The organism is Modestobacter sp. SYSU DS0904, assembly GCF_054051115.1.
The window spans coordinates 1-20,587 of record NZ_JBJHAQ010000045.1 but is presented as its reverse complement, the minus strand read 5'-3'; the positions used below and the strand labels follow the sequence as shown (position 1 = coordinate 20,587).

Genomic DNA, 20,587 nt, shown 5'->3' with positions numbered 1-20,587 from the left:
CCTGGGCCGGGAGAAATCGCTGCTCAGGGGCGTGCTCCCGGGTCATGACGCCGTTCCGCAACGGGTTCGGAGCGTGATGCGATTCCTTGACGACAGGCGTACCGACTGCCAGAGTTCCGGCACCCGTCACCGAGCCGGCAGGGCCGCCGGTCGCGACGGGTGACGCCGGGCGGTCCGCCCGGCCGACGGGCACCGCGGCCCGACGCAGGAGAGGACACCGCATGCTGATCGACGCCGCTGCCAGGCTCGAGCCGGAGGCACTGCGGTGCCCCTTCCCGGCCTACGCGGAACTGCGCGAGACCGGCGTCACCTGGGTGGCCCCGGCCAACGCCTACCTGGTGACCCGGGCCGAGGACGTCGACGCGGTGCTGCGCGACACCGAGACGTTCTCCTCCCGCAACGCCATCGGCGCACCCCCCATCCCGGCCGACAGCGAGCTGGCCCGGCACGTCCCGTTCCTGCTGCTGTCCGACGAGCCCGAGCACGCGCAGCGGCGCAAGCTCGTCCAGCGGGCGTTCACCCCCAGCCGGCTGAACAAGTTCGAGCCGCGCATCCGCGAGCTGAGCACCGGGCTGGTCGAGGGCTGGCGCGGGCGTACCGAGGTCGAGTTCATGGCCGACTTCGCGGTCCCGCTGCCGATCACCGTGATCACCACGGTGCTGGGGCTGCCGGTCGAGGAGACCGCGGAGCTGCGCCGGCTGTCCGAGGAGCTGGCCGGCACCGTCGGCCACGCCGGCACCGACCCGGCCGAGATCATCCGGATCGCCACGGAGTTCGGCGCGCTGCTCGCCCCCTCGCTGGACGCCGCGGCGACCGCGGAGTCCGAGGACACCGTCCTGCAGACCATCGCGGCCGCCGGGCTGGACCGGCAGGACGCCACCCGCTTCGTGATGGAGCTGCTGCTGGCCGGCAACATCACCACGACCGACCACCTGGGCAACAGCATGGTGCTGCTGGCCGGCGACCCCGAGCTCGCCGACCGGCTGCGCGCCGAGCCCGCGCGGCTGGCCACCTTCATCGAGGAGTCGCTGCGCCTGGAGTCCCCGATCCAGGGGCTGTTCCGGATGGCCACCCGGGACACCGAGGTCGGCGGCACCCCGATCCCGGCCGGCAGCCGGGTCCAGGTCATGTACGGGGCGGCCAACCGCGACGCCGCGTTCGTCGACCGACCGGACGACCTCGACCTCGACCGCGCCCGCGCCTCCGCGCACCTGGCCTTCGGCCGGGGCGTGCACGCCTGCCTCGGCAACATCCTCGCCAGGCTGGAGAGCCGGGTGGCGCTGGAGGTCCTGCTGGCGGGGGTCCGCCGCTTCGAGCTGGCGGTCCCGCCGGAGGAGATCGACTACCTGCCCAGCCTGGCCAACCGGGGCCCGCTGGCCCTGCCGCTGCGACTGACCTGGTGAGCCCCCTGGACCGGGCCTCCACCGCCGTCGTCACCGGCGGCAGCCGGGGCATCGGCCGGGCGATCGCCGACCGGCTGCGCGCCGACGGGCACCGGGTCACCGTGCTGGACGTGCTGGCGCCGGAGGACGGGTCCGGCGAGTGGCTGCCCTGCGACGTCACCGAGCCCGAGCAGCTCGAGTCGGCGATGGCGACCGTGGCCGAGCGCGGCGGCGGCATCGACGTCCTGGTCAACAACGCCGGGCTGATCTCCCCGCGCCGCTCGTACCTGGAGACCGACAAGGCCGAGCTGCTGCGGTACCTCACGGTGAACGCCGTCGGGTACGCGCTCGCCACCCAGGCGGCGCACCCCTGGCTGGTGGCCAGCGACCGCGGCTGCGTGGTGAACGTCGCCTCCCGCACCTTCTTCACCGGCGGCCCGGGGCAGCTGGCCTACGTGGCCAGCAAGGGCGCGGTGCTCGGCATGACCCGGGTGCTCGCCCGCGAGCTCGGGGCGCACGAGGTGACCGTGAACGCGGTGCTCCCCGGGCAGGTCGCCACCCCGGGCACCGAACAGTACAACACCGAGGACGACTTCGACCGGACCATGGCCCAGCAGGCCATCCGACGGCGCACCCGGCCGGACGACCTGGCCGGGCTGGTGTCCTTCCTCTGCGGCCCGGACGCCCGGATGCTCACCGGCCAGACGCTGGTCTGCGACGGCGGCGGCCTGCTGCACTGACCGACGTCCACCCGGCCCGGGGCTGATCCCCGGGCCGGGACGCGTCAGCGGGGCAGGCCGAGCGCGCGGGCCACGAGGTTGCGCTGGATGTCGTTGGTCCCGCCCGCCACCACCGACATGATCGAGTACCGCAGCGCAGAGTCGAAGGTCTCCGGCGACCCGGCGTTCGGACCCTCGGCGAGCGCGGCCGCGGGGCCCAGCAGCCGCAGCACGGCCTCGCCGAACTCCTCCTCCAGCTCGCTGCCGACGATCTTCGCCATCGGCGCGGTGGCCACCCCACCGCCGTCGCCCAGCGCGTCCCGGGCGCTGGTGGCCACCAGGGCGCGGGCGGCCTGCAGCCGGGCGGCGAGCGAGGTGAGCGTCGCGCGGGCCGCCGAGCCGCGCGGACCGGCGCGGCCGGGGTCGGCGCGCAGCACGTCGACCAGGTCCTCGAACAGCCGCAGCAGCCCGGCGGTGCCGGAGGCGATGACGATCCGCTCGTGCGCCAGCGCCTCGGTCAGCACCCGCCAGCCCTGGTTCGGCTCGCCGATCCGGGCGGAGTCGGGCACCCGCACCTCGTCGAAGAAGGTGGTGCAGGAGACCCCGCCGGCCAGCGACCGGTGCTGCTGGACGCTCCAGCCGGGCAGACCGGTGGGGAAGCAGAAGACGGTCAGCCCGGCGTGCGCCGGCGCCGCCGGGTCGGTCCGCGCGGCCAGCCAGGTCCACTCGGCCAGGTGCGCCCCGGTGCCCCACATCTTCTGGCCGGTGACCACCCAGTCCGCGCCGTCGCGCACCGCGGTGGTGCGCAGGTGGGCGAGGTCGGAGCCGGTCTCGGGCTCGGAGTAGCCCAGGTAGAACGGCATCCGGCCGCGGCTGATCAGCGGCAGCAGCTGCTCGCGCTGCGCCGGGGTGCCGAGCCGGGCGATCGTCGGGGCCAGCATGCCGGCGGCCACGCGCGCCTGGGGCGCCAACCCGGCGTGGGTCAGCTCCTCCCCGATGGCCACCTGCTCGGCCGGGCCGGCGCCGCGCCCGCCGTGCTCCGGGTCGAGCCCGGGAGCCAGGTAGCGGGCGTCGGCGAGCAGCTCCACCAGCGCGGGGTCCTCACCGGTCACCCCGGCCGGGACGTGCTCGGCGATGAACGCCCGCACCTCCGCGCGCGCGGCCTCGGCCGCCTCCCCCAGGTGGGGGGTGGGCAGCCGGGCGCCGGTCTCCAGCAGCAGGTCGCCGGGCTCCCCCGCCGCCGGGGCGAGCAGCGGGAGCCGGGTGACGTCGGCGTGCACCCGGCGGAACAGCCACGGCGCCTCGTGCTCCTCGAAGTAGCCGGTGGCGGCCAGCGTGTGGTGCGCGCCGAGCTGCACCCGGGGCGCCGCCTCGACCGCGTGGGCCACCGTGAGCTCGGCGGCCAGCAGCCACCCGGCGTCACCGGCCAGCGCCAGCCGGGTCGCCTCGACGCCCAGCGCGTCGAAGGCGGCGAGGTCGATGGCGCCGTTCACGCAGCGGTGCGAGACCGCCTGGAACGAGCCGATCGGCCGGCCGAACTGGTGCCGCAGCGAGGCGTGCGCGACGGCGAGCTCCGCCGCCCGGCCGGCCGCGCCGAACGCCCGGGTCGCCAGGGCCAGGCGCAGCACCACCCGGGCCCGTTCGGCAGAGGCGGCGTCCACCGGTGCCCGCACCGCGCCGTCGGCGGTCCAGTCGACGTCCGCCCAGGCCGGTGCCGGGGTGCCCGGGGTGGGCCGGACGCCGGTGACCGGGGCGAGCACCACCTCGCCCGCCCCGTCCGGGAGCAGCAGCAGGTGGGTGGCCACGCCGGCGCCGTCGACGAACCGCGCCGTGCCGGCGGTGTCGGCCGGCGCCGTGCCGGCGGCTGCCTCCTCGGCGGGCACCACCACGGGCCGGATCGTGCCCTCGCCGACGCCGGTCACCACGTCGTCGGAGCCGGCGAACAGCACGGTGGCCAGGTAGGCGTCGGCCAGCGGCAGCGGGCAGGCCAGCCGGCCGAGCTCCGCGGTCAGGGCGAGCAGCGCGTCCAGCGCGCCGGCCGGCCCCAGCTCGGTCCAGCCCTGCCGGACGGCCACCTGCCACGCCGCGGCCAGCCGCGCGTCCCCGGCGTCCGGGTCACCGGCGGTCTGCGGGCGCTCCCAGACGGCGCGCAGCGCACCGGCGACCGTGCCGCGCAGCTCGGCGAGTTCCTCGGGGGCCAGGGCAAGGGCGTCCGACTCCGGCAGCCCGCTGCTCACCCCGCCCCGCCCGGGCCGGCCCAGCGGCTGAACACCCGGCGGGCGTTGCCCTCGAAGAGGGCCTGGCGATCGGCGTCGTCCAGCGCGCCGATCCCCTCGATGACCGGCTTGAGGTCGTCGAAGGGGCGGCCGGTGTCCGGGTCGGTGACCGAGCCGCTGCCGGGGCGCTCGGTGCCGAACAGGCAGCGGTCGGTGCCCACGGTGGCGAACAGGTAGGCCAGCGACGCCTGGTCGTAGAGGCAGGTGTCGAACCACAGCCGGCGCAGGGTGACCTCGAAGCGCTCCTCGAAGGAGTCCCGGCCCAGGCCGGGCGCCAGCCGGGCGGCCTTCCAGCGGCCGATCTGGTACGGCACCGACCCGCCGCCGTGGGCGATGATCAGCTTGAGGTCGGGGAAGTCCAGCAGGGTCCGCGACCGCATCAGCGACAGGACCGCGATCGACTCCTCGGTGATGAAGTGGTCGCTGTAGACCTCGCGGCCGTTGTAGCAGCCGGCCGGGTGCACGAGCGCCGGCACGTCCAGCTCCACGAGCCGCTCCCACAGCGGGTACCAGTACTCGTCACCGAGCAGCGGGCTGGGCCCGGTGCCCTCGTAGGGGTCGGGGTTCAGGCTGACGCCGATGAACCCGAGCTCCTCCACCGCGCGGGTCAGCTCTCCGAAGCAGGACTCCACCGGAGCCCCGGCGCACAGCGGCAGCCCGGCCACGCCGGCGAGCCGGTCGGGGTGCAGGGCGACCGAGCGGGCGATCACGTCGTTGTTCGCCCGGATCCAGCGGTGCACGACGTCCGCAGGCTTCGCCGAGTGCATCTGCTGGAACGGCCGCGGGGAGATGAACTGCACGTCGGTGCCGACGCCGTCCATGATCCGCACGTTGGCACCCGCAGACTCGGCCAGCGCCTCGTCGCTGATCTTGGCCTCGTCCTGGTGGTAGCCGCCGCTGCCCAGCAGCTGGGCCCGGTGGGCGTAGAACACCTCCGGTGCGACGACGTGGGCGTGGGCATCGATGATCACGCGGGCTCCTCGGTGTGCAGCGGGGTCAGGAGGGGACGGTCACTCGCGGTCGGCGACGAACGCGAGGACCTCGCACTGGACGGCGAACGCCGGCGCCAGCTCGGTGGTCAGGGTGTGCCGGGCGGGCCGGTCGGCCTCGTCGGGGAACATCGCCAGCCACTGCTCGTCGATGGCGGCGCGCACCGACCGGTCGCGGACGAAGAAGGTCAGCTTGGCGACGTCGGCGGTGGTGGCGCCGCCGGCGGCCAGCACCCGGCGGACGTTGGCGAACACCAGCCGCACCTGCTCCCCCGCGTCGGCCGGCACCTCGCCGGTCTCCGGGTCCTGGCCGAGCACGCCGCCGGAGACCAGCAGCGGGCCGACCCGGGCGGCCATCGGGATCGGGGCACCGCCGTGGTGGAGTCCGGGCACCTGGACGGCGCGCCCGGTCCGCGGGGTCCCGGCCGGGCCGCTCACCGCAGGCCGAACAGGTCGAGGGTGGTGGCGCCGGCGCGCAGCTGGGCCATGACGTCGGCCTCCTTCTGCTCGCGGGCGTCGCCGGCGGCGACGGCCTCCGCGGCCTGCGCGGCGGGGACGACGACGACACCGTCCGCGTCGCCGACGACGAGGTCGCCGGCGGAGACCAGCACGTCGCCTAGGCGCAGCCGCCCGCCGACCCCGCCGGCCCGGTCGGGGTCCTTGACGGTGCCGCGGATGCAGGTGCCGGTGGCGAAGACCGGGAAGCCCAGCCGCTGCAGCTGGACCGCGTCGCGCACGCAGCCGGAGATGACCAGCCCGGCGATGCCGCGGGCCTGGGCGGCGGTGGCCATCACCTCACCCCAGTAGCCGTGGTCCTCCCCGGCGCCGACCTCGACGACCAGCACGTCGCCGGGGCGGGCGGCGTAGAGCGCCCGGTGCAGCCACAGGTTGTCCCCGGCCGGGCAGGAGACGGTCAGCGCCGGGCCGGCCACCGCCGGCTGCTCGCGGTAGAGCGCGCCGATCGTCGACGGCAGCGCCCCGATCCGGCCCGCCGCCTCGTGCACGGTGGAGGCGCCCAGCCGGGCGGCCCGTTCGGGAAGGGTGGCGACCGCGGTCACCGCTCCCCCGTCCGCTGCAGCTGGTGGTAGCCGTGCGCCGCGCGGGCCTCGCGCAGGCTGCCGCCGGCCAGCGCCGCGGCCAGGATGGCGTTCTCCCGCTCCTCGATCTCCCGGGCGACGGCCAGCACCTCGTGCTCGACCTCGACGGGGACCACGACCACGCCGTCGTCGTCGCCGACCAGCAGGTCGCCGGCGCGCACCCGGATGCCGGCCACGCTCACCGGCGTCCCGACGTCGGAGACGGTGACCCGGTCCTTGCCGGTGCGCATGAACCAGCCGCGGCTGTACACCGGGTAGCCGGTGTCGCGGGCCCGGTGGACGTCCCGGCAGACCCCGTCGATCACGGTGCCGGCCACCCCGCGGTGCGTGGCGACCGCGGTGAGGATGTCGCCCCACACGGTGCAGTCCTCCCGGCCGCCGTTGTCGATGACAACGACGTCGCCCGGGGGGACGTCGTCGACGAAGTCGCCGACGGTGCCCGGGGGCCGGCCGGTGGCCACGTAGCGGACGGTGAACGCCCGGCCGAGCAGCCGCTGACCGGGCGCCAGCGGCCGGATGCCCTGGCAGGCGGCCGGGACGGCGAGCCGGTCCAGCGCGTCGGACACCGCGGCGGTGGGCAGCCCGGCGAACTCGGTCACCGGCAGCAGGTCACTCATGGTCAGGTCTCCCGGGGGCTGGGGAACTGCGAGTCGTGCATGACGTCGACGACCGAGCGGCCGGAGCGGACCGCCGCGACCATCTGCTGCTCCCGGGCGGCGATCCGCTCGGCGAGCTCGACCACCGACCCGGCCAGCGCGGCGGGCACGACGACGGCGCCGCAGACGTCGGCGACCAGCAGGTCGCCGGTGCTGGCCGGCACGCCGCAGACGGTGATCGGCTCGTCCATGCCCAGCTGGACGATGCGCCCGCGGGCGCTGGTGGGGACGACGGCCCGGCCGAACACCGGCAGGCCGAGCTGCTCGCTCTCCCCGATGTCCCGGCAGGCGCCGTCGATCACGATCCCGCCGACGCCGCCCTGGACGGCGGCGGTGCTGAGGATGCCGCCCCAGGACGAGACGTCGGTGCGCCCGCCGGCGTCGACCAGCACCACGTCACCGCGCTCGGCGGTGACCAGCAGCTGGGTGCCCAGGTGGGCGGCGGGCCCGGCGCCCGGCTCGCGCGGGCCGACCCGCAGGGTGCGGATCCGCCCGACGACGACCCGGGGCACCGGCCACAGCGGCCGCAGCCCGGAGAGCACGCCGGGCACGCCGTGCCCGTCGAGGGCGTCGGAGACCGCGCAGGTGTCCAGCGCCGACAGCCGGGCCACCAGCGACGGGGCACCGGCGGACGACGGCTGGGCTCCGGCGGCCGGCGCGGCCTCCGCGCTCACACGTACTGCCGGACGACGATCGTCGCGACGCAGGCCGGCTTGGTGCCGCCCTCGACCTCGAAGGTCAGCGTGGTCTGCATCTGCACGCCGCCGGGGACGTCGGTGACCTGGTCGACGACGGCCCGGGCGCGGAGCTTGCTGCCCACCGGCACCGGCGAGGGGAAGCGGACCTTCTCGGTGCCGTAGTTGACGCCCATCGAGAAGCCGGTGATGTGCATCAGCTGGGGCAGGAACATCGGGGTGAGCGACAGGGTGAGGTAGCCGTGGGCGATGGGACCGCCGAACGGGCTCTCCTTCTTCGCCCGCTCCGGGTCGACGTGGATCCACTGGTGGTCACCGGTGGCGTCGGCGAAGGTGTTGACCATCTCCTGGGTGATCTCCACCCAGTCGCTGGTGCCCAGGTCCTTGCCGGCCAGGCTCTTGACGCCCTCGATGCCGTCGACGGTGGTGGGGCTGCTCATGGGTCTCTCCTCGGGATGGGGTGGTGGGTCAGGGAGTGGGCGTGTCCGTGCCGGTGGCGACGGAACTGGCCCACCGCAGGTCTGCCTTGCCCGACGGGCTGCGCCGCAACTCGTCGACGACGACGAGTTCGCGGGGACGCTTGTGGTCGGCCAGCCGCTCACCGACGTAGGCGCGGGCCTCCGCCTCGGTGAACTGGGCACCGGGGTGCAGCGCGACGACGGCGACGATCCGGGAACCCCACCGCTCGTCGGGGGCACCGACGACCATCGCGTCGCGGACCGCCGGGTGGGTGAGCAGCAGCTGCTCGACCTCCTCGGCGAAGACCTTCTCGCCGCCGGTGTTGATCACCCGGCTGCCGCGGCCGTGGAAGACCACGGTGCCGTCGGTGTCCAGGCTGGCCATGTCACCGGGCACCACCCAGCGCTTGCCGCCGATCTCGCGGAAGGTGGCCGCGGTCGCGGCGTCGTCGCCCTGGTAGCGGATGTGCTCGTCGACGGGCGCGGCCAGCATGCCGACCTGGCCGGAGCCGGGTTCGACGTCCCGGCCCTGCTCGTCGATGATCCGCGCCCCGGGGACCAGCCGGAAGCGCGCGGTCTCGGTCGCCTCGCCCCGCCGGGTCTCGGTGACCGCGTACGGGCCACCCTCGGAGGAGGCGACCAGGTCCCGGCACACGATGTCGGCGTGGTGCAGGAGGCGCTCCTTGACGTCGGCGCTCCAGGTGACCCCGACGCTGATGATCCGGCGCAGGCTGGACAGGTCGTAGGGACGACCCTCGGCCTCGGCCCGGTCCAGCGCGTCGGCCAGCGGCCGGGCGAAGACGTCCCCGACGATGGAGATGGTGTCGACCCGCTCCCGCTGCACGGTGGCGGCGAGCTCGTCGGGGTCGTAGGACCGCGAGGCCAGGTAGACCACCCGGCCACCGGCCAGCAGCGCGCCGAAGGTGGTGTACATCCCGGTGGCGTGCATCAGCGGCGGCGCCGGCAGGCAGACCATGGCGTCGCGGTCGAGCCCGAGCCGTTCGAGGGTCGCCCGCAGCTCGTCGAGGGTCTGCGGGAAAGCCTCCCCGAGCAGCAGGAACCCGTTGGCGCAGACGGTGTTGTACAGCCCCGAGTGCCGGGAGAGCACGCCCTTGGGCCGGCCGGTGGTGCCGCCGGTGTACATCAGCCAGTGGTCGTTGCCGCGCTGCTGGCGCGGCGCGGGTTCGGCCGCGGCCAGCGCCGCCTCGTAACCGGCGGCCCGGTCCGGCACCTCGTCGCCGCCGACCTGCACCAGCGCACGCAGCCGCGGCAGGTCCGGGCGGGCCTCGCCCATCCGCTCGGCCAGCGCGGCGTCGAACACCACCGCCTCGGCCTGGGCGTCGTCCAGCAGACCGACGATCTCGTCACGGCGGTAGCGGTAGTTCACGTTCAGCGGCACCGCGCGCAGCTTGAGCACCGCGTAGACGCTCTCGATGTACTCGATGCCGTTGTAGAGCGCGATCGCGACCCGCGACTCCGGGCCGACGCCCTGTGCGGCGAGGTGGCCGGCGAGCCGGGCGGCGCGCTCGTCCAGCTCGGCCCAGGTGCGGCTGCGCTCCCCGTGGCTGACCGCCAGCCGGTCCCGGCGGAGGTCGCCGACGGTCTCCAGGATCGTCGCGAAGCTCTCGTTCACGCCTGCCCCCCGGCAGCATCCGGACGCAGCCCGAACAGCCGGGCGGCGTTCTCCTTGAGGATCTTCGGCCGCACCGTCTCCTTGATCGAGAGGGCGTCGAAGTCCTTCATCCACCGCTCCGGGGTGATCACCGGGAAGTCGGAGCCGAAGAGCACCTTGTCCTGCAGCAGCGAGTTGGCGTACTGCACCAGCTGCGGCGGGAAGTACTTCGGCGACCAGCCGGACAGGTCGATGTGCACCCGCGGCTTGTGGGTCGCCACGGCCAGCGCCTCGTCCTGCCAGGGGAAGGACGGGTGGGCCAGGATGATGTCCAGGTCCGGGAAGTCGACGGCGACGTCGTCGACGTCCATCGGGTTGGCGTACTTCAGCCGGATCCCGCCGCCACCCCGGGTGCCGGCGCCCACCCCGGTCTGCCCGGTGTGGAACAGCGCCACCAGGCCGGCCTCGGCGATCACCTCGTACAGCGGGTAGGCCGACCGGTCGTTGGGGAAGAACCCCTGCGCCTGGGGGTGGAACTTGAAGCCGCGCACGCCGTGGTCGGTGATCAGCCGACGCGCCTGGCGGACCCCCGCGGCGCCCCGGGCCGGGTCGATGCTGGCGAACGGGATGAGGACGTCGGGGTGTTCGGCGGCGAGCTCGGCGACCTCCTCGTTGCTGGGCACCAGCTCGTCGCCGCTCTGGGAGATGCTGTCGACGCCGAAGACGACCGCGGCCATCGACCGCTGCCGGTACTCGTCGGCGAGCTCGGGCACCGTGTAGGTGCGCATGCCGCCGTGGCCGAAGTACTCACCCAGCGCCTCGATGCCCTCCTCCCCCTCGGCGGTGTGCTCGGTGCCGCGGGCGGAGCGGTGCACGTGGGTGTGCACGTCGATGGCGACCAGCGCGTCGACGTCCATGGCCGGCGTGCTCCCGGCGACGTTGCCGGTCATGCCGTCACTTCCCTTCCGGCGCGCCAGGGACGGTGTCGGGCTTGAAGGCCTGCAGGTGCGGCTGGAAGGCGGTCGGGAACGCCTCGGCGATCGCGTCGGCGCTCCAGCCACCCGCGCGGCTCTCGACGGCGACCTCGGTCGGGTGGGACCAGATCGCGATCCGGTCACCGCCGACGCCGATGGCCTGACCGGTGACGCCGGCGGCCGCGTCGGAGGCGAGGAAGACCACCAGCGGGGCGACGTCGTCGGCGGTGCCGAGGCCACCGGCGCGGACGTCGGCGGGGATCGGCTCGCCCTTGTCGGCCTTCTCGACCAGCTCGGCCATGCCCGGGATGGTGGCGACCATCCGGGTCAGCGCGACCGGGATGACGGCGTTGACGGTCGAGCCGCTGCGCTCGAGCTCGGCGGCCCAGGTGCGCACCAGGCCGACGATGCCGGCCTTGGAGGCGGTGTACCCGGTCTGCCCGAAGCTGGCGCGCTGCCCGGCCGGGGAGCCGATGAGGATGAGCCGGCCGTTGCCGCCCTGCTCCTTGAACTGCCGTGCCGCGGCCCGGCCGCAGGTGAAGGTGCCCCGCAGGTGGGTCTGGACGACGACGTCGAAGTCCTCGTCGGCCATCTTCAGCAGCGAGCGGTCGCGCAGCACACCGGCGTTGGTGACCATCACGTCCAGCCGGCCGAACTCCCGGACCGCGGTGGCCACGATCGCGTCGGCCGCCTCGGTCGAGCCGATGGCCGAGCTCTCGGCGACCGCCTGGCCGCCGGCGGAGCGGATGCCCTCGGCGGTCTGCTCGGCGAGCTCCCCGTCGAGGTCGTTGACCACCACCGCGGCCCCCGCGGCGGCGAGCGCCTTGGCGTACGCCTGGCCGAGTCCGCGGCCGGCTCCGGTCACGACGGCGACCTTGCCGTTCAGCTGCATGGGGTTCCTCTCATAGCACGTCGACCTGCGGCGGGACGGGCTCCTCGAGCAGCCCCGCACCGCCTCGGACGTTATTCACTTTCGTGGCGGACGTCAACGCCTGTGCCCAGTGAGCGAGGGGTGCCCCCGACGGGTCAGAGCGCGGCGGCGCGGAGGTCCTCGGACACCTCGTCGAAGGCGTCGGCGACGACCGGTGCGGCGACCTCCTCCGCCGACAGCCGCTCCACCAGGCCGTCCGCGATCGCCCGGGCCCCGGCCTCGTACCGGGTGCGCAGCCGCAGCGCGACGTGCTCGGCCCGCACGGCCGGCCAGTCGGCGGGCAGGTACTCCACCGGCAGCCCCGGGTCGTGCCGGGCCAGCAGCGTCCACTCCCCGAGCAGCCGGAGCTGGCGGGCGAGGTCGTCGGGGGCGTCGGGCAGCGGGTCGGGGGTGTCCCAGCGCTCGAGGAAGTCCGCGTAGCCGCGGGCGATCGCCGCGACGTCCCAGGCGTCCTCGATCAGCTCGGCGACCTCGGTGGGGGCCGCGACCTGGGCCCGGAAGACCTTCAGGTGGTCCAGCACGTCCAGCTGCCGCAGCACCCCGGCGACGTCGACGTCGCCGGCGGCGACCCACAGCCCGTTCTGCAGCATGCCGAACCCGGCCCACTGCAGCCGGGAGCGCAGCAGGTGCCGGTCGGCCCGGCGGCTCTCCGGCAGGGAGAAGCCCAGCAGCGTCCAGCGGCCGTCCCAGGTGCGGTTCACCGGCGAGCGCCAGGCCCGCTCCCCGCCCTCGGCCAGGGTCGCCCGGGCGCTCGGCGTCGGCGACAGGTAGATCCGCTTGCCCCGGCGACGGCGTTCGAGCGTGCCGCGGCGGATCATCCGGCTGACCGTGGAGCGGGCGGCGTGCTCGCCGACGCCGACCCGGGACAGCGCGTCGATGAGGCCGCTGGTGGAGACCGCGAGCCCGGGCTCGGCCAGGTGCGTGCCGCAGAACAGCAGGACGTGGGTCTGCGGGCGGATGGCCGGCCCCTCGGCCTGGTCGGCCGGCGGTGGCGCCGGCCGCTCGTCGGCCACGGTCCCCGCGTCGCCCAGTGCCGCCCGTGTCACGCGGCCACCCCTGGCACGCGCCGCTGGTCTCCGTCGTTCATCCGCTCTCCCGCCCGTGCCCGCCCCGTGGTGGACGGCAGCCGAGTCTAGGGGCGCCCCTGTCGGCAAGGAGCCTTCCGCGCTGCGGGAAGACCGCACCCCACCCATCCGGGGGACGGAATCGATCGACGCACCACGGTGACGACCGACACTAGTGTGCCTCTGATGGAGGAGAGCCTCGCAACCGTCTTCGAGACCGTGGCCGACGAGCTGCCGGCTGCGGTGGCGATCGTCCAGGGCGACACCCGGCGCACCTGGACCCAGCTGGACGAGCGCGCGGCGCGGCTGGCCACCGCGCTCGCCGAGCGCGGGGTGGGCCCGGGGTCCCGGGTCGGGATCGGGCTGTGGACCGGCCCGGAGTACGTCGAGGCCGTGCTGGCGGTCAGCAAGCTCGGCGCCGTCCCGTTCAACGTCAACTACCGCTACCGCGCCCAGGAGCTTCGGCACGTCCTGGACGACGCCGGCGCCGTCGGGCTGGTCTTCGACGCCGCGACCGGCCCGGTGGTCGCGGAGGCCGCCGCCGGGCTCCCGCAGCTGCGGGCGCTGCTGCACGTCCATGGCCCGGCCGACGCCCATGGCCCGGCCGACGCCCACGGCCCGGCCGACGCCCACGGCCCGGCCGACGCCCCCGGCCCACTGCCGGGTGAGGCGCTGGAGACGGTGCTCGCGGCCAGCGCGCCGCGACCCCGCACGCCGCGCCCCGACGGGGAGTGGCTGCTCTACACCGGCGGCACCACCGGCCGCCCCAAGGGCGTGCTCACCCGGCAGTCCACCGTCTTCCGGGTCAGCTGCGTGCCCAACGGCTTCGCCAAGTTCGGCATCCCGGCGCCGGCCGGCCTGGCCGAGCTCGGGCAGCGGCTGCGGGAGGCCCGCGCGGAGCCCGACCGGCTGGTCACGCTCACCCCCACCCCGCTCATGCACGGCACCGGCATCTACACGACGCTGGGCACGCTGGCCGCCGGCGGGCGGATGGTCTTCCCCGCCTCCCGGTCCTACGACCCCGCGGAGGTCGCGGCCGCCATCGGCCGCCACCGGGTCACCGACCTGGTCATCGTCGGCGACGTCTTCGCCCGCCCGCTGGTCGCGGAGCTGGCCGCCGCCGCGGCGGCCGGGCACCCGCACGACCTGACCAGCCTGCGCCGCGTGGTCTCGGTCGGCGCCGTCTTCAGCGCCGACGCCAAGGCGGCGCTGCTCGAGCACGCCGACGCGGAGATCACCGACGTCGTCGTCGCCTCCGAGGGCGGCCCCTACGCGATGTCGCTGACCCGGCGGGGCGCGGTCGCCCCGACCTCGCGCTTCGTGCTCGCCCCGGGGGCCCGCCTGCTGGACGCCGACGGCCGGGACGTCGTACCCGGCTCCGGCCAGGTGGGCGTGCTGGCGGCACCGGCGCCGCGGGAGGTGCACTACGCGGGCCGGCCGGCCGGCGGCGAGGACACCTTCCGGGAGATCGACGGCGCCTGGTGGTCGGCGCCCGGGGACCTGGCGACCCTGGAGGCCGACGGCACGCTGGTGTTCCGCGGCCGGGGCAGCCGGGTGATCAACACCGGCGGGGAGAAGGTGCCGCCCGAGGAGGTCGAGGAGGTGCTGCTGCGCCACCCGGCGATCGCCGACGCGATCGTCGTCGGGGTGCCCGACGAGCGGTTCGGCCAGCGGATCACCGCCGTCGTGGCCCTGGTGCCGGGCGCTGAGCTCACCGCCGACCAGGTGCGGGACGCCGTCGGTGCGGAGCTGGCCGACCACAAACGGCCCCGGCAGGTGGTCTTCGTGCCCGAGGTGCACCGCTCCCCCGCCGGCAAGGCGGACCTGCGCTGGGCGGGCCGGGTGGCGGGCACTCCGGACTGACCCACCTGCCCACCGGTCGTAGCGTGTGGTCCATGCCACTCACCGAGGAGTCGGACCGCACCCCGGGCGCGACGGCCGGCACCGGCGGGACGTTCGAGTCGCTCGACCCGGCCACCGGGGCGGTGGTGGGCGTCTTCGGCGTGCACGACGCCGCCGCCGTCGACGAGACGGTCGGCCGGGCCCGCACCGCCGCCGCACGGTGGGCCGCCCTCGGCTTCGGCGAGCGCCGGTTGCGGCTGGCCGCCTACCGCGGCCACCTGGCCCGCCGGCTGCACGAGCTCGCCGACCTGGTGCACCGGGAGAACGGCAAGCCGCACGCCGACGCCGTGCTGGAGGTCGCCCTCGCCGTCGACCACCTGGCCTGGGCGGGGGCGCACGCCCGCCGCACCCTGGGCCTGCGCAAGGTGCACCCGGGGCTGCTGGCGGTCAACCACGCCGCGTACCTGGAGTACCAGCCCCTCGGCGTGGTCGGCGTGATCGGCCCGTGGAACTACCCGGTGTTCACCCCGATGGGCTCGATCGCCTACGCGCTGGCCGCCGGCAACGCCGTCGTGTTCAAGCCGAGCGAGTTCACCCCCGCCGTCGGCGCCTGGCTGGCCGAGGCCTGGCGGGCCGCGGTGCCCGACGTCGCCGACGCCCTCCAGGTGGTCACCGGCCTCGGCGACACCGGTGCGGCGCTGTGCCGCGCCGGCGTCGGCAAGCTCGCCTTCACCGGGTCGGCCGCCACCGGGCGGGCGGTGATGGCCGCCTGCGCCGAGACGCTCACCCCGGTGCTGATGGAGCTCGGCGGCAAGGACGCGATGATCGTCGACGACGACGCCGACGTGCCCGCCGCCGCGGACGCCGCGGTGTGGGGCGCGATGAGCAACGCCGGGCAGACCTGCATCGGCATCGAGCGGGTCTACGCCACCGCCGCCGTGCACGACCGCTTCGTCGCCGAGGTCACCGGGCGGGTGGCGGCGCTGCGCCCCGGCTCGGACGCCGGCGCCAGCTACGGCCCGATGACCATGGCGGGCCAGACCGACGTCGTCCGCCGGCACCTGGCCGACGCCATCGCCGCCGGCGGGACGGTCGCCGCCGGCGGGACGGTCGCCGCCGGCGGCACCGTGGACGGTGTCCCCGGCCACGGCGACCGCATCCCGCCGACCGTGCTCCTCGACGTGCCGGAGAGCTCGGCCGCGATGCGGGAGGAGACGTTCGGCCCGACGCTGACCATCAGCCGGGTCGCCGACGCCGAGGAGGCGCTGGCCCGCGCGAACGCCAGCGCCATGGGCCTGGGCGGGGCGGTGTTCAGCGGATCGCGGTCCCGCGGGCTGGACCTGGCCCGCCGGATGCGCAGCGGCATGACCTCGGTGAACTCGGTGCTCACCTTCGCCTCGGTGCCGGCCCTGCCCTTCGGTGGCGTCGGGGAGAGCGGCTTCGGCCGGATCCACGGCGAGGACGGGCTGCGCGAGTTCACCCGGGCGAAGGCGGTCACCCGCAAGCGGGCGCCGCTGCCGGTGGACTTCATGAGCTTCGGCCGCCCGGCCGGCGCTGCCGACGCCCTGGCCCGGGTGCTCCGCGTCGTCCACGGCCGCCACCGCTGACCTGCGCACTGCTCGCGGAGGGGGCGTCAGCCGGCGGCGGTGGTGCAGCGCTCGGCGAGCGCACGCAGGGTGGCGTGCAGCTCCGGCGGTGAGACGACGGCGAACGGGACGCCGACGATCGCCAGCGCCCCGGCGGCCCAGTCGAGGTCCTCCACGTCCAGCCGCACCCGGCACCGGTCCGGCCCCTCCGCCGTGACGGCCGCCCACGCCCCCACCCGCCGGCGCACCTCGGCGGCCGGTGCGTGCACGACGGCCTCCACCGGGTGGGTGCGCAGCCCGGCGACCCGGTCGCGGACGAACGTCACCGCGTCGACCGCCGGCAGCCGCCGCGGCGCGAACCGGGCGCCCGTCCCCCGCGGCGCGGCGACCCGGTCGAGCCGGAACACCCGCCAGTCGGTGCGGTCGAGGTCGTACCCGACCAGGTACCAGCGCCGGCCCAGCGCGACGACCCGGCACGGCTCGACCGACCGCTGGCCGGCCCGCCCGTCGGACGTCGTGTAGCCGAAGGCCAGCCGCTCGGCGTCCCGGCAGGCCAGGGAGACGACCGTCAGCACCTCGGGGTCGACCCGGGCCGGGTCCCCGCCCGGGCCCCAGCCGGCGCTCTCGGTCATCACCCGCACGGCGTCGACCCGGCGGCGCAGCCGGGCCGGCATCACCTGCACCAGCTTGGCCAGGGCACGCAGCGAGGACTCCCCCACGCCACTGACGCTGGTGGCCGCGGCGGCGGACAGCCCCACCGCGAGGGCGACCGCCTCGTCGTCGTCCAGCACGAGCGGTGGCAGCGCCGCACCGTGGGCGAGGGCGTAGCCGCCGTCGGCCCCCCGCGAGGCGTCGACCGGGTACCCGATCTCGCGCAGCCGCTCGACGTCCCGGCGCAGCGTGCGCACCGAGACGCCGAGCCGCTGGGCGAGGTCGGCGCCGGACCAGTGCCGGCGGGACTGGAGCAGGGACAGCAGCCGCAGCGTCCGGGTGCTGGTGGCGGCCATGCCGGGAGTCTGCCGGACACAAGTGACAGGAACTGACCGCTGGGGCGGAGACGCTGGTGCCAGCACCCCGACGACGAGAGGGACCAGCCATGACCACCACCACGACCACCCCGACCCTCACCGGCGAGCGCGCCGACCTGCTGCAGGCCCTGCGGACGCACCGCGACTTCCTGCGGTTCACCGTCCGCGGTCTCACCGACGAGCAGGCCACCAGCCGGCCGACCGCGAGCGAGCTGACGCCGGCCGGGCTGATCAAGCACGTCGCGCACACCGAGGCGGCGTGGGCGGCCTTCGCCGTCGAGGGCCCGGCGGGGTTCGGCCCGCAGGACCCCGAGGCCTGGGCGGCGCAGTGGCGGCTCGCCCCCGGCGAGACCCTGGCCGGCGTGCTGGCCGGCTACGCGGAGACCGCCCGGCGCACCGACGAGCTGGTGGCCACCCTCGACCTGGACGCCGCACACCCGCTGCCGGAGGCGCCGTGGTTCGAGCCCGGGGCGGTGCGCTCGGTCCGGCGCACGTTCCTGCACGTCATCGCGGAGACCGCCCAGCACGCCGGGCACGCGGACATCCTGCGCGAGTCGATCGACGGGCAGAAGACGATGGGCTGAAGACCATGGACTGAAGAGCACGGACTGAAGACCATGGGCTGATCCGGCCGATCATGGGCATGGGGAAGGACATGAGCTTCTCCGACGTCCTCATCGGCTCGCCCGCGTCCGCCGGCTGGGCGGCGCTCAAGGCCGCGCTGCTCTTCCTGACCGCCCTGGCCGTGCTGCGCTTCAGCGAGCGCCGCACGGTGGGCCAGATGACGCCCTACGACTTCGTGGTCGCGGTGGCGGTCGGGGCCATCGTCGGCCGCACGGCCACCTCGTCGCAGACGCCGTGGCTGACCGGGGCCCTGGCGCTGGTGACCCTGGCCGTGGTGCACACCGGGATCAGCCGGCTGCGCTTCCTCCCCTGGGTGCACCAGGCCATCGACCCGCAGATCCGGGTGCTGGTCCGCGACGGGGAGGTCGACCAGAAGGTGCTGCGCCAGGCCGGCCTGCTCCAGGCCGACCTCGCCAGCGCGCTGCGGCAGCACGGCATCTCCGACGTCAGCGAGGTGCACCTGGCGGTCTTCGAGTCCAAGGGCGGCATCTCCGTGCTCACCTCACCCGCCCAGCACCGCGAGACGTCGACCGAACCGGCCTGACCCCCTCGATGTGACCAGCGCCTCCCCGGGCCGCGCCCGGGGAGGCGCCCGGTCTGGCACAGTGGGGGCACCGGCGCCGCCCCCGCTCATCCGAGAGCGAGTGGACTCGACGTCGGCGCGAGGCTGCGCCACCGAGGCGCGCCGGCGACCAGACGTCCGGTCCCCGTCGATGCGACGCGGCACCCCCGTGGTGCCCCGCACCGGGTGGACGAACGGTGGCCACCTGAGTGTTGAGGAACTCGATGACCTCCAGCCCTGCCCACGACGAGCGCCCGCGCCGTCGCGCCACCCGCCCCGCCGCCGCCCCCACCGGGACGGCCCCGGCCCCCGCCTTCCGCGCCCCCACGGGGCCGGCCGGCCCCGCCGCCCCCTCCCGCCCGGACGACGACGGCGCCAACCGCCGCCGTCGCGGTGGCCGCGGCCGCGGTACCGGTCCGCGCCCGGCGGAGCAGCAGACCGGGACCGAGTCGGTGCCCGCCGCGCCGGTCGTCGTCCCGGCCGGTGCGGACGCCACCGTGCTCCCCACCGACACCACCTTCGCCGAGCTCGGCGTGCCCGCGCCGCTGGTCGAGGTGCTCACCGCCAGCGGCATCACCGCGCCGTTCCCGATCCAGGTCGCGACCCTGCCGGACACCCTGGCGGGCCGGGACGTGCTCGGCCGCGGCCGGACCGGCTCCGGCAAGACGCTCGCCTTCGCCATCCCGCTGGTCGCCCGGCTGGCCGGCTCGACCAGCAAGCGCCAGCCCAAGCGGCCGCGCGCGCTGATCCTGGTGCCCACCCGGGAGCTCGCCAACCAGGTCGCCGCGGTCGTCGACCCGCTGGCCCGCGCGCTGGGCATGAAGACCACCGTGGTCTTCGGCGGCGTCGGGCAGAACCCCCAGGTGCAGGCGCTGGCCGGTGGCATCGACGTGCTGATCGCCTGCCCCGGCCGGCTGGAGGACCTGATCGGTCAGGGCCACGCCGATCTCGGCGCGGTCGAGATCACCATCCTCGACGAGGCCGACCACATGGCCGACCTGGGGTTCCTGCCCGGCGTGAAGCGCCTGCTCGACCGCACCCCGAAGGTCGGCCAGCGGCTGCTGTTCTCCGCCACCCTGGACAACGGCGTCGACGTGCTGGTCAAGCGCTACCTCGACCGGCCGACCACGCACTCGGTCGACCCGGCCGTCGCCCCCGTCTCGACGATGACCCACCACGTGTTCCGGGTCGACGCCGCGGACAAGCCGCAGATCGTCAAGGAGCTCGCCTCCGGGCTGGGCCGCACCGTGATGTTCACCCGCACCAAGCACCAGGCGAAGAAGCTGGCCAAGCAACTCACCGCCGCCGGCGTGCCCGCCGTCGACCTGCACGGCAACCTCAGCCAGAACGCCCGCGAGCGCAACCTCGAGGCGTTCAGCAACGGCGAGACCCGGGTGCTGTGCGCGACCGACATCGCCGCCCGCGGCATCCACGTGGACGACGTCGCCATCGTCGTGCACGTCGACCCGCCGGCCGAGCACAAGGCGTACCTGCACCGCTCCGGCCGGACGGCGCGGGCCGGTGCCGGCGGCATCGTCGTCACCATCGCCACGCCCGACCAGGCCGGTGAGGTCCGCACCCTGGCCCGCCAGGCCGGGATCACCCCGGACGTCTCGGCGATCAAGCCGGGCGCCCGGGAGATCACCGCGCTGACCGGACCGGCCGCGCCCTACGTCGAGCCGGCCCCGGCCCCCGAGCCGCAGCCCCAGGGCAGCGGTGGCGGTGCCAACGGCGGCCGTCGCCGGCGCAGCGGTGGTGGTGGCGGGAGCGCCGGCTCGTCGGCATCCGCCTCGGCCGGCCGCGGACAGGGCCGTCCGGCCGGGCCGGCGCGCACGCGGGCCGAGCTCGCCGCCCGGGCCGGTCAGGCGTCCTCCGGCGCCGGCCGCGCACGCGGGCGCTCCGGCCGCTGACCTCGAGCTGAACACCGGCGGGGGGGGGGGGGGGGGGGGGGGGGGGGGGGGGGGGGGGGGGGCGCGCGGCCCCCCCCCCCCCCCCACCGTCGGGGTCAGTGCGACAGCTCGAAGACCGTCGTGCTGTCGTAGGTCTCCCCGGGACGGAGGACCGTCGAGGCGAAGCCCGGCTGGTTCGGGGA

General features: G+C 75.7%; 19 protein-coding genes. 7 read left to right on the top strand and 12 right to left on the bottom strand.

From position 1 onward, the window contains the following. Positions 1 to 221 precede the first annotated feature (221 nt). Positions 222 to 1,403: a cytochrome P450 gene (locus ACI79U_RS19385; protein WP_457070417.1), complete on the top strand. Its 1,182-nt coding sequence runs from the start codon at positions 222 to 224 to the stop codon at positions 1,401 to 1,403. After that, positions 1,400 to 2,122, top strand: coding sequence for an SDR family NAD(P)-dependent oxidoreductase (locus ACI79U_RS19380; RefSeq protein WP_457070415.1), 723 nt, complete (start codon positions 1,400 to 1,402; stop codon positions 2,120 to 2,122). Before ACI79U_RS19385 ends, ACI79U_RS19380 begins: the two co-directional genes overlap by 4 nt. Before the next feature lie 44 nt (positions 2,123 to 2,166). Here ACI79U_RS19380 and ACI79U_RS19375 read toward each other — a convergent pair whose 3' ends face one another. From ACI79U_RS19375 to ACI79U_RS19325, 11 genes are all read right to left on the bottom strand, one after another. After that, positions 2,167 to 4,338, bottom strand: a complete 2,172-nt coding sequence (locus tag ACI79U_RS19375; protein ID WP_457070413.1) for an acyl-CoA dehydrogenase family protein — start codon at positions 4,336 to 4,338, stop codon at positions 2,167 to 2,169. Further along, positions 4,335 to 5,348, bottom strand: a complete 1,014-nt coding sequence (locus ACI79U_RS19370) for an amidohydrolase family protein (RefSeq protein ID WP_457070411.1) — start codon at positions 5,346 to 5,348, stop codon at positions 4,335 to 4,337. Before ACI79U_RS19370 ends, ACI79U_RS19375 begins: the two co-directional genes overlap by 4 nt. A gap of 39 nt (positions 5,349 to 5,387) precedes the next feature. Further along, the gene (locus tag ACI79U_RS19365) at positions 5,388 to 5,723 is read right to left on the bottom strand and encodes a RidA family protein (RefSeq protein WP_457070409.1); all 336 of its coding nucleotides are present in this window, start codon (positions 5,721 to 5,723) and stop codon (positions 5,388 to 5,390) included. Positions 5,724 to 5,800: 77 nt separating this feature from the next. Next, the gene (locus ACI79U_RS19360) at positions 5,801 to 6,424 is read right to left on the bottom strand and encodes an RraA family protein (RefSeq protein WP_457070407.1); all 624 of its coding nucleotides are present in this window, start codon (positions 6,422 to 6,424) and stop codon (positions 5,801 to 5,803) included. Further along, complete coding sequence (locus tag ACI79U_RS19355) at positions 6,421 to 7,080, bottom strand: RraA family protein (RefSeq protein ID WP_457070405.1); 660 nt, start codon at positions 7,078 to 7,080, stop codon at positions 6,421 to 6,423. Before ACI79U_RS19355 ends, ACI79U_RS19360 begins: the two co-directional genes overlap by 4 nt. Before the next feature lie 2 nt (positions 7,081 to 7,082). Further along, entirely contained in the window at positions 7,083 to 7,793 is a 711-nt protein-coding gene (locus ACI79U_RS19350; RefSeq protein WP_457070403.1) for an RraA family protein, read from the bottom strand. Beyond that, the gene (locus ACI79U_RS19345) at positions 7,790 to 8,254 is read right to left on the bottom strand and encodes a MaoC family dehydratase (RefSeq protein ID WP_457070401.1); all 465 of its coding nucleotides are present in this window, start codon (positions 8,252 to 8,254) and stop codon (positions 7,790 to 7,792) included. Before ACI79U_RS19345 ends, ACI79U_RS19350 begins: the two co-directional genes overlap by 4 nt. Positions 8,255 to 8,282: 28 nt before the next feature. After that, positions 8,283 to 9,905 carry an AMP-binding protein gene (locus ACI79U_RS19340; RefSeq protein WP_457070399.1) on the bottom strand — a complete coding sequence of 541 codons (1,623 nt, stop codon included), beginning with the start codon at positions 9,903 to 9,905 and terminating at the stop codon, positions 8,283 to 8,285. After that, the gene (locus ACI79U_RS19335; RefSeq protein ID WP_457070397.1) at positions 9,902 to 10,834 is read right to left on the bottom strand and encodes an amidohydrolase family protein; all 933 of its coding nucleotides are present in this window, start codon (positions 10,832 to 10,834) and stop codon (positions 9,902 to 9,904) included. Before ACI79U_RS19335 ends, ACI79U_RS19340 begins: the two co-directional genes overlap by 4 nt. Positions 10,835 to 10,838: 4 nt before the next feature. Continuing rightward, a complete protein-coding gene (locus ACI79U_RS19330) occupies positions 10,839 to 11,750 on the bottom strand; it encodes an SDR family NAD(P)-dependent oxidoreductase (RefSeq protein ID WP_457070395.1) in 912 nt (303 codons plus the stop codon). A 134-nt stretch (positions 11,751 to 11,884) separates the two neighbouring features. After that, a complete protein-coding gene (locus tag ACI79U_RS19325; protein WP_457070393.1) occupies positions 11,885 to 12,835 on the bottom strand; it encodes a PaaX family transcriptional regulator in 951 nt (316 codons plus the stop codon). Between the two features lie 204 nt (positions 12,836 to 13,039). Here ACI79U_RS19325 and ACI79U_RS19320 point away from each other — a divergent pair, with 204 nt between their 5' ends. Further along, a complete protein-coding gene (locus ACI79U_RS19320) occupies positions 13,040 to 14,716 on the top strand; it encodes an AMP-binding protein (protein ID WP_457070391.1) in 1,677 nt (558 codons plus the stop codon). A 32-nt stretch (positions 14,717 to 14,748) separates the two neighbouring features. Beyond that, entirely contained in the window at positions 14,749 to 16,302 is a 1,554-nt protein-coding gene (locus ACI79U_RS19315; protein WP_457070389.1) for an aldehyde dehydrogenase family protein, read from the top strand. Positions 16,303 to 16,328: 26 nt separating this feature from the next. On the opposite strand, the gene ACI79U_RS19310 is transcribed toward ACI79U_RS19315, so the two are convergent. Beyond that, entirely contained in the window at positions 16,329 to 17,288 is a 960-nt protein-coding gene (locus ACI79U_RS19310; RefSeq protein ID WP_457070387.1) for a helix-turn-helix transcriptional regulator, read from the bottom strand. Between the two features lie 89 nt (positions 17,289 to 17,377). Between ACI79U_RS19310 and ACI79U_RS19305 the strand changes: the two genes are divergently transcribed. From ACI79U_RS19305 to ACI79U_RS19295, 3 genes are all read left to right on the top strand, one after another. Then, positions 17,378 to 17,893: a DinB family protein gene (locus ACI79U_RS19305; RefSeq protein ID WP_457070385.1), complete on the top strand. Its 516-nt coding sequence runs from the start codon at positions 17,378 to 17,380 to the stop codon at positions 17,891 to 17,893. A gap of 71 nt (positions 17,894 to 17,964) precedes the next feature. After that, positions 17,965 to 18,477, top strand: a complete 513-nt coding sequence (locus ACI79U_RS19300) for a DUF421 domain-containing protein (protein WP_457072631.1) — start codon at positions 17,965 to 17,967, stop codon at positions 18,475 to 18,477. Between the two features lie 242 nt (positions 18,478 to 18,719). Further along, positions 18,720 to 20,405: a DEAD/DEAH box helicase gene (locus ACI79U_RS19295; protein WP_457070381.1), complete on the top strand. Its 1,686-nt coding sequence runs from the start codon at positions 18,720 to 18,722 to the stop codon at positions 20,403 to 20,405. Positions 20,406 to 20,587 lie beyond the last annotated feature (182 nt).

Bases quoted from the DNA above. Each gene is read 5' to 3' on its own strand.
- ACI79U_RS19385 (WP_457070417.1), top strand. From the start codon at position 222: ATGCTGATCGACGCCGCTGCCAGGCTCGAGCCGGAGGCACTGCGGTGC.
- ACI79U_RS19335 (WP_457070397.1), bottom strand. From the start codon at position 10,834: ATGACCGGCAACGTCGCCGGGAGCACGCCGGCCATGGACGTCGACGCG.
- ACI79U_RS19315 (WP_457070389.1), top strand. From the start codon at position 14,749: ATGCCACTCACCGAGGAGTCGGACCGCACCCCGGGCGCGACGGCCGGC.
- ACI79U_RS19320 (WP_457070391.1), top strand. From the start codon at position 13,040: ATGGAGGAGAGCCTCGCAACCGTCTTCGAGACCGTGGCCGACGAGCTG.
- ACI79U_RS19345 (WP_457070401.1), bottom strand. From the start codon at position 8,254: ATGAGCAGCCCCACCACCGTCGACGGCATCGAGGGCGTCAAGAGCCTG.
- ACI79U_RS19305 (WP_457070385.1), top strand. From the start codon at position 17,378: ATGACCACCACCACGACCACCCCGACCCTCACCGGCGAGCGCGCCGAC.
- ACI79U_RS19300 (WP_457072631.1), top strand. From the start codon at position 17,965: ATGAGCTTCTCCGACGTCCTCATCGGCTCGCCCGCGTCCGCCGGCTGG.
- ACI79U_RS19295 (WP_457070381.1), top strand. From the start codon at position 18,720: ATGACCTCCAGCCCTGCCCACGACGAGCGCCCGCGCCGTCGCGCCACC.
- ACI79U_RS19355 (WP_457070405.1), bottom strand. From the start codon at position 7,080: ATGAGTGACCTGCTGCCGGTGACCGAGTTCGCCGGGCTGCCCACCGCC.
- ACI79U_RS19365 (WP_457070409.1), bottom strand. From the start codon at position 5,723: ATGGCCGCCCGGGTCGGCCCGCTGCTGGTCTCCGGCGGCGTGCTCGGC.
- ACI79U_RS19310 (WP_457070387.1), bottom strand. From the start codon at position 17,288: ATGGCCGCCACCAGCACCCGGACGCTGCGGCTGCTGTCCCTGCTCCAG.
- ACI79U_RS19330 (WP_457070395.1), bottom strand. From the start codon at position 11,750: ATGCAGCTGAACGGCAAGGTCGCCGTCGTGACCGGAGCCGGCCGCGGA.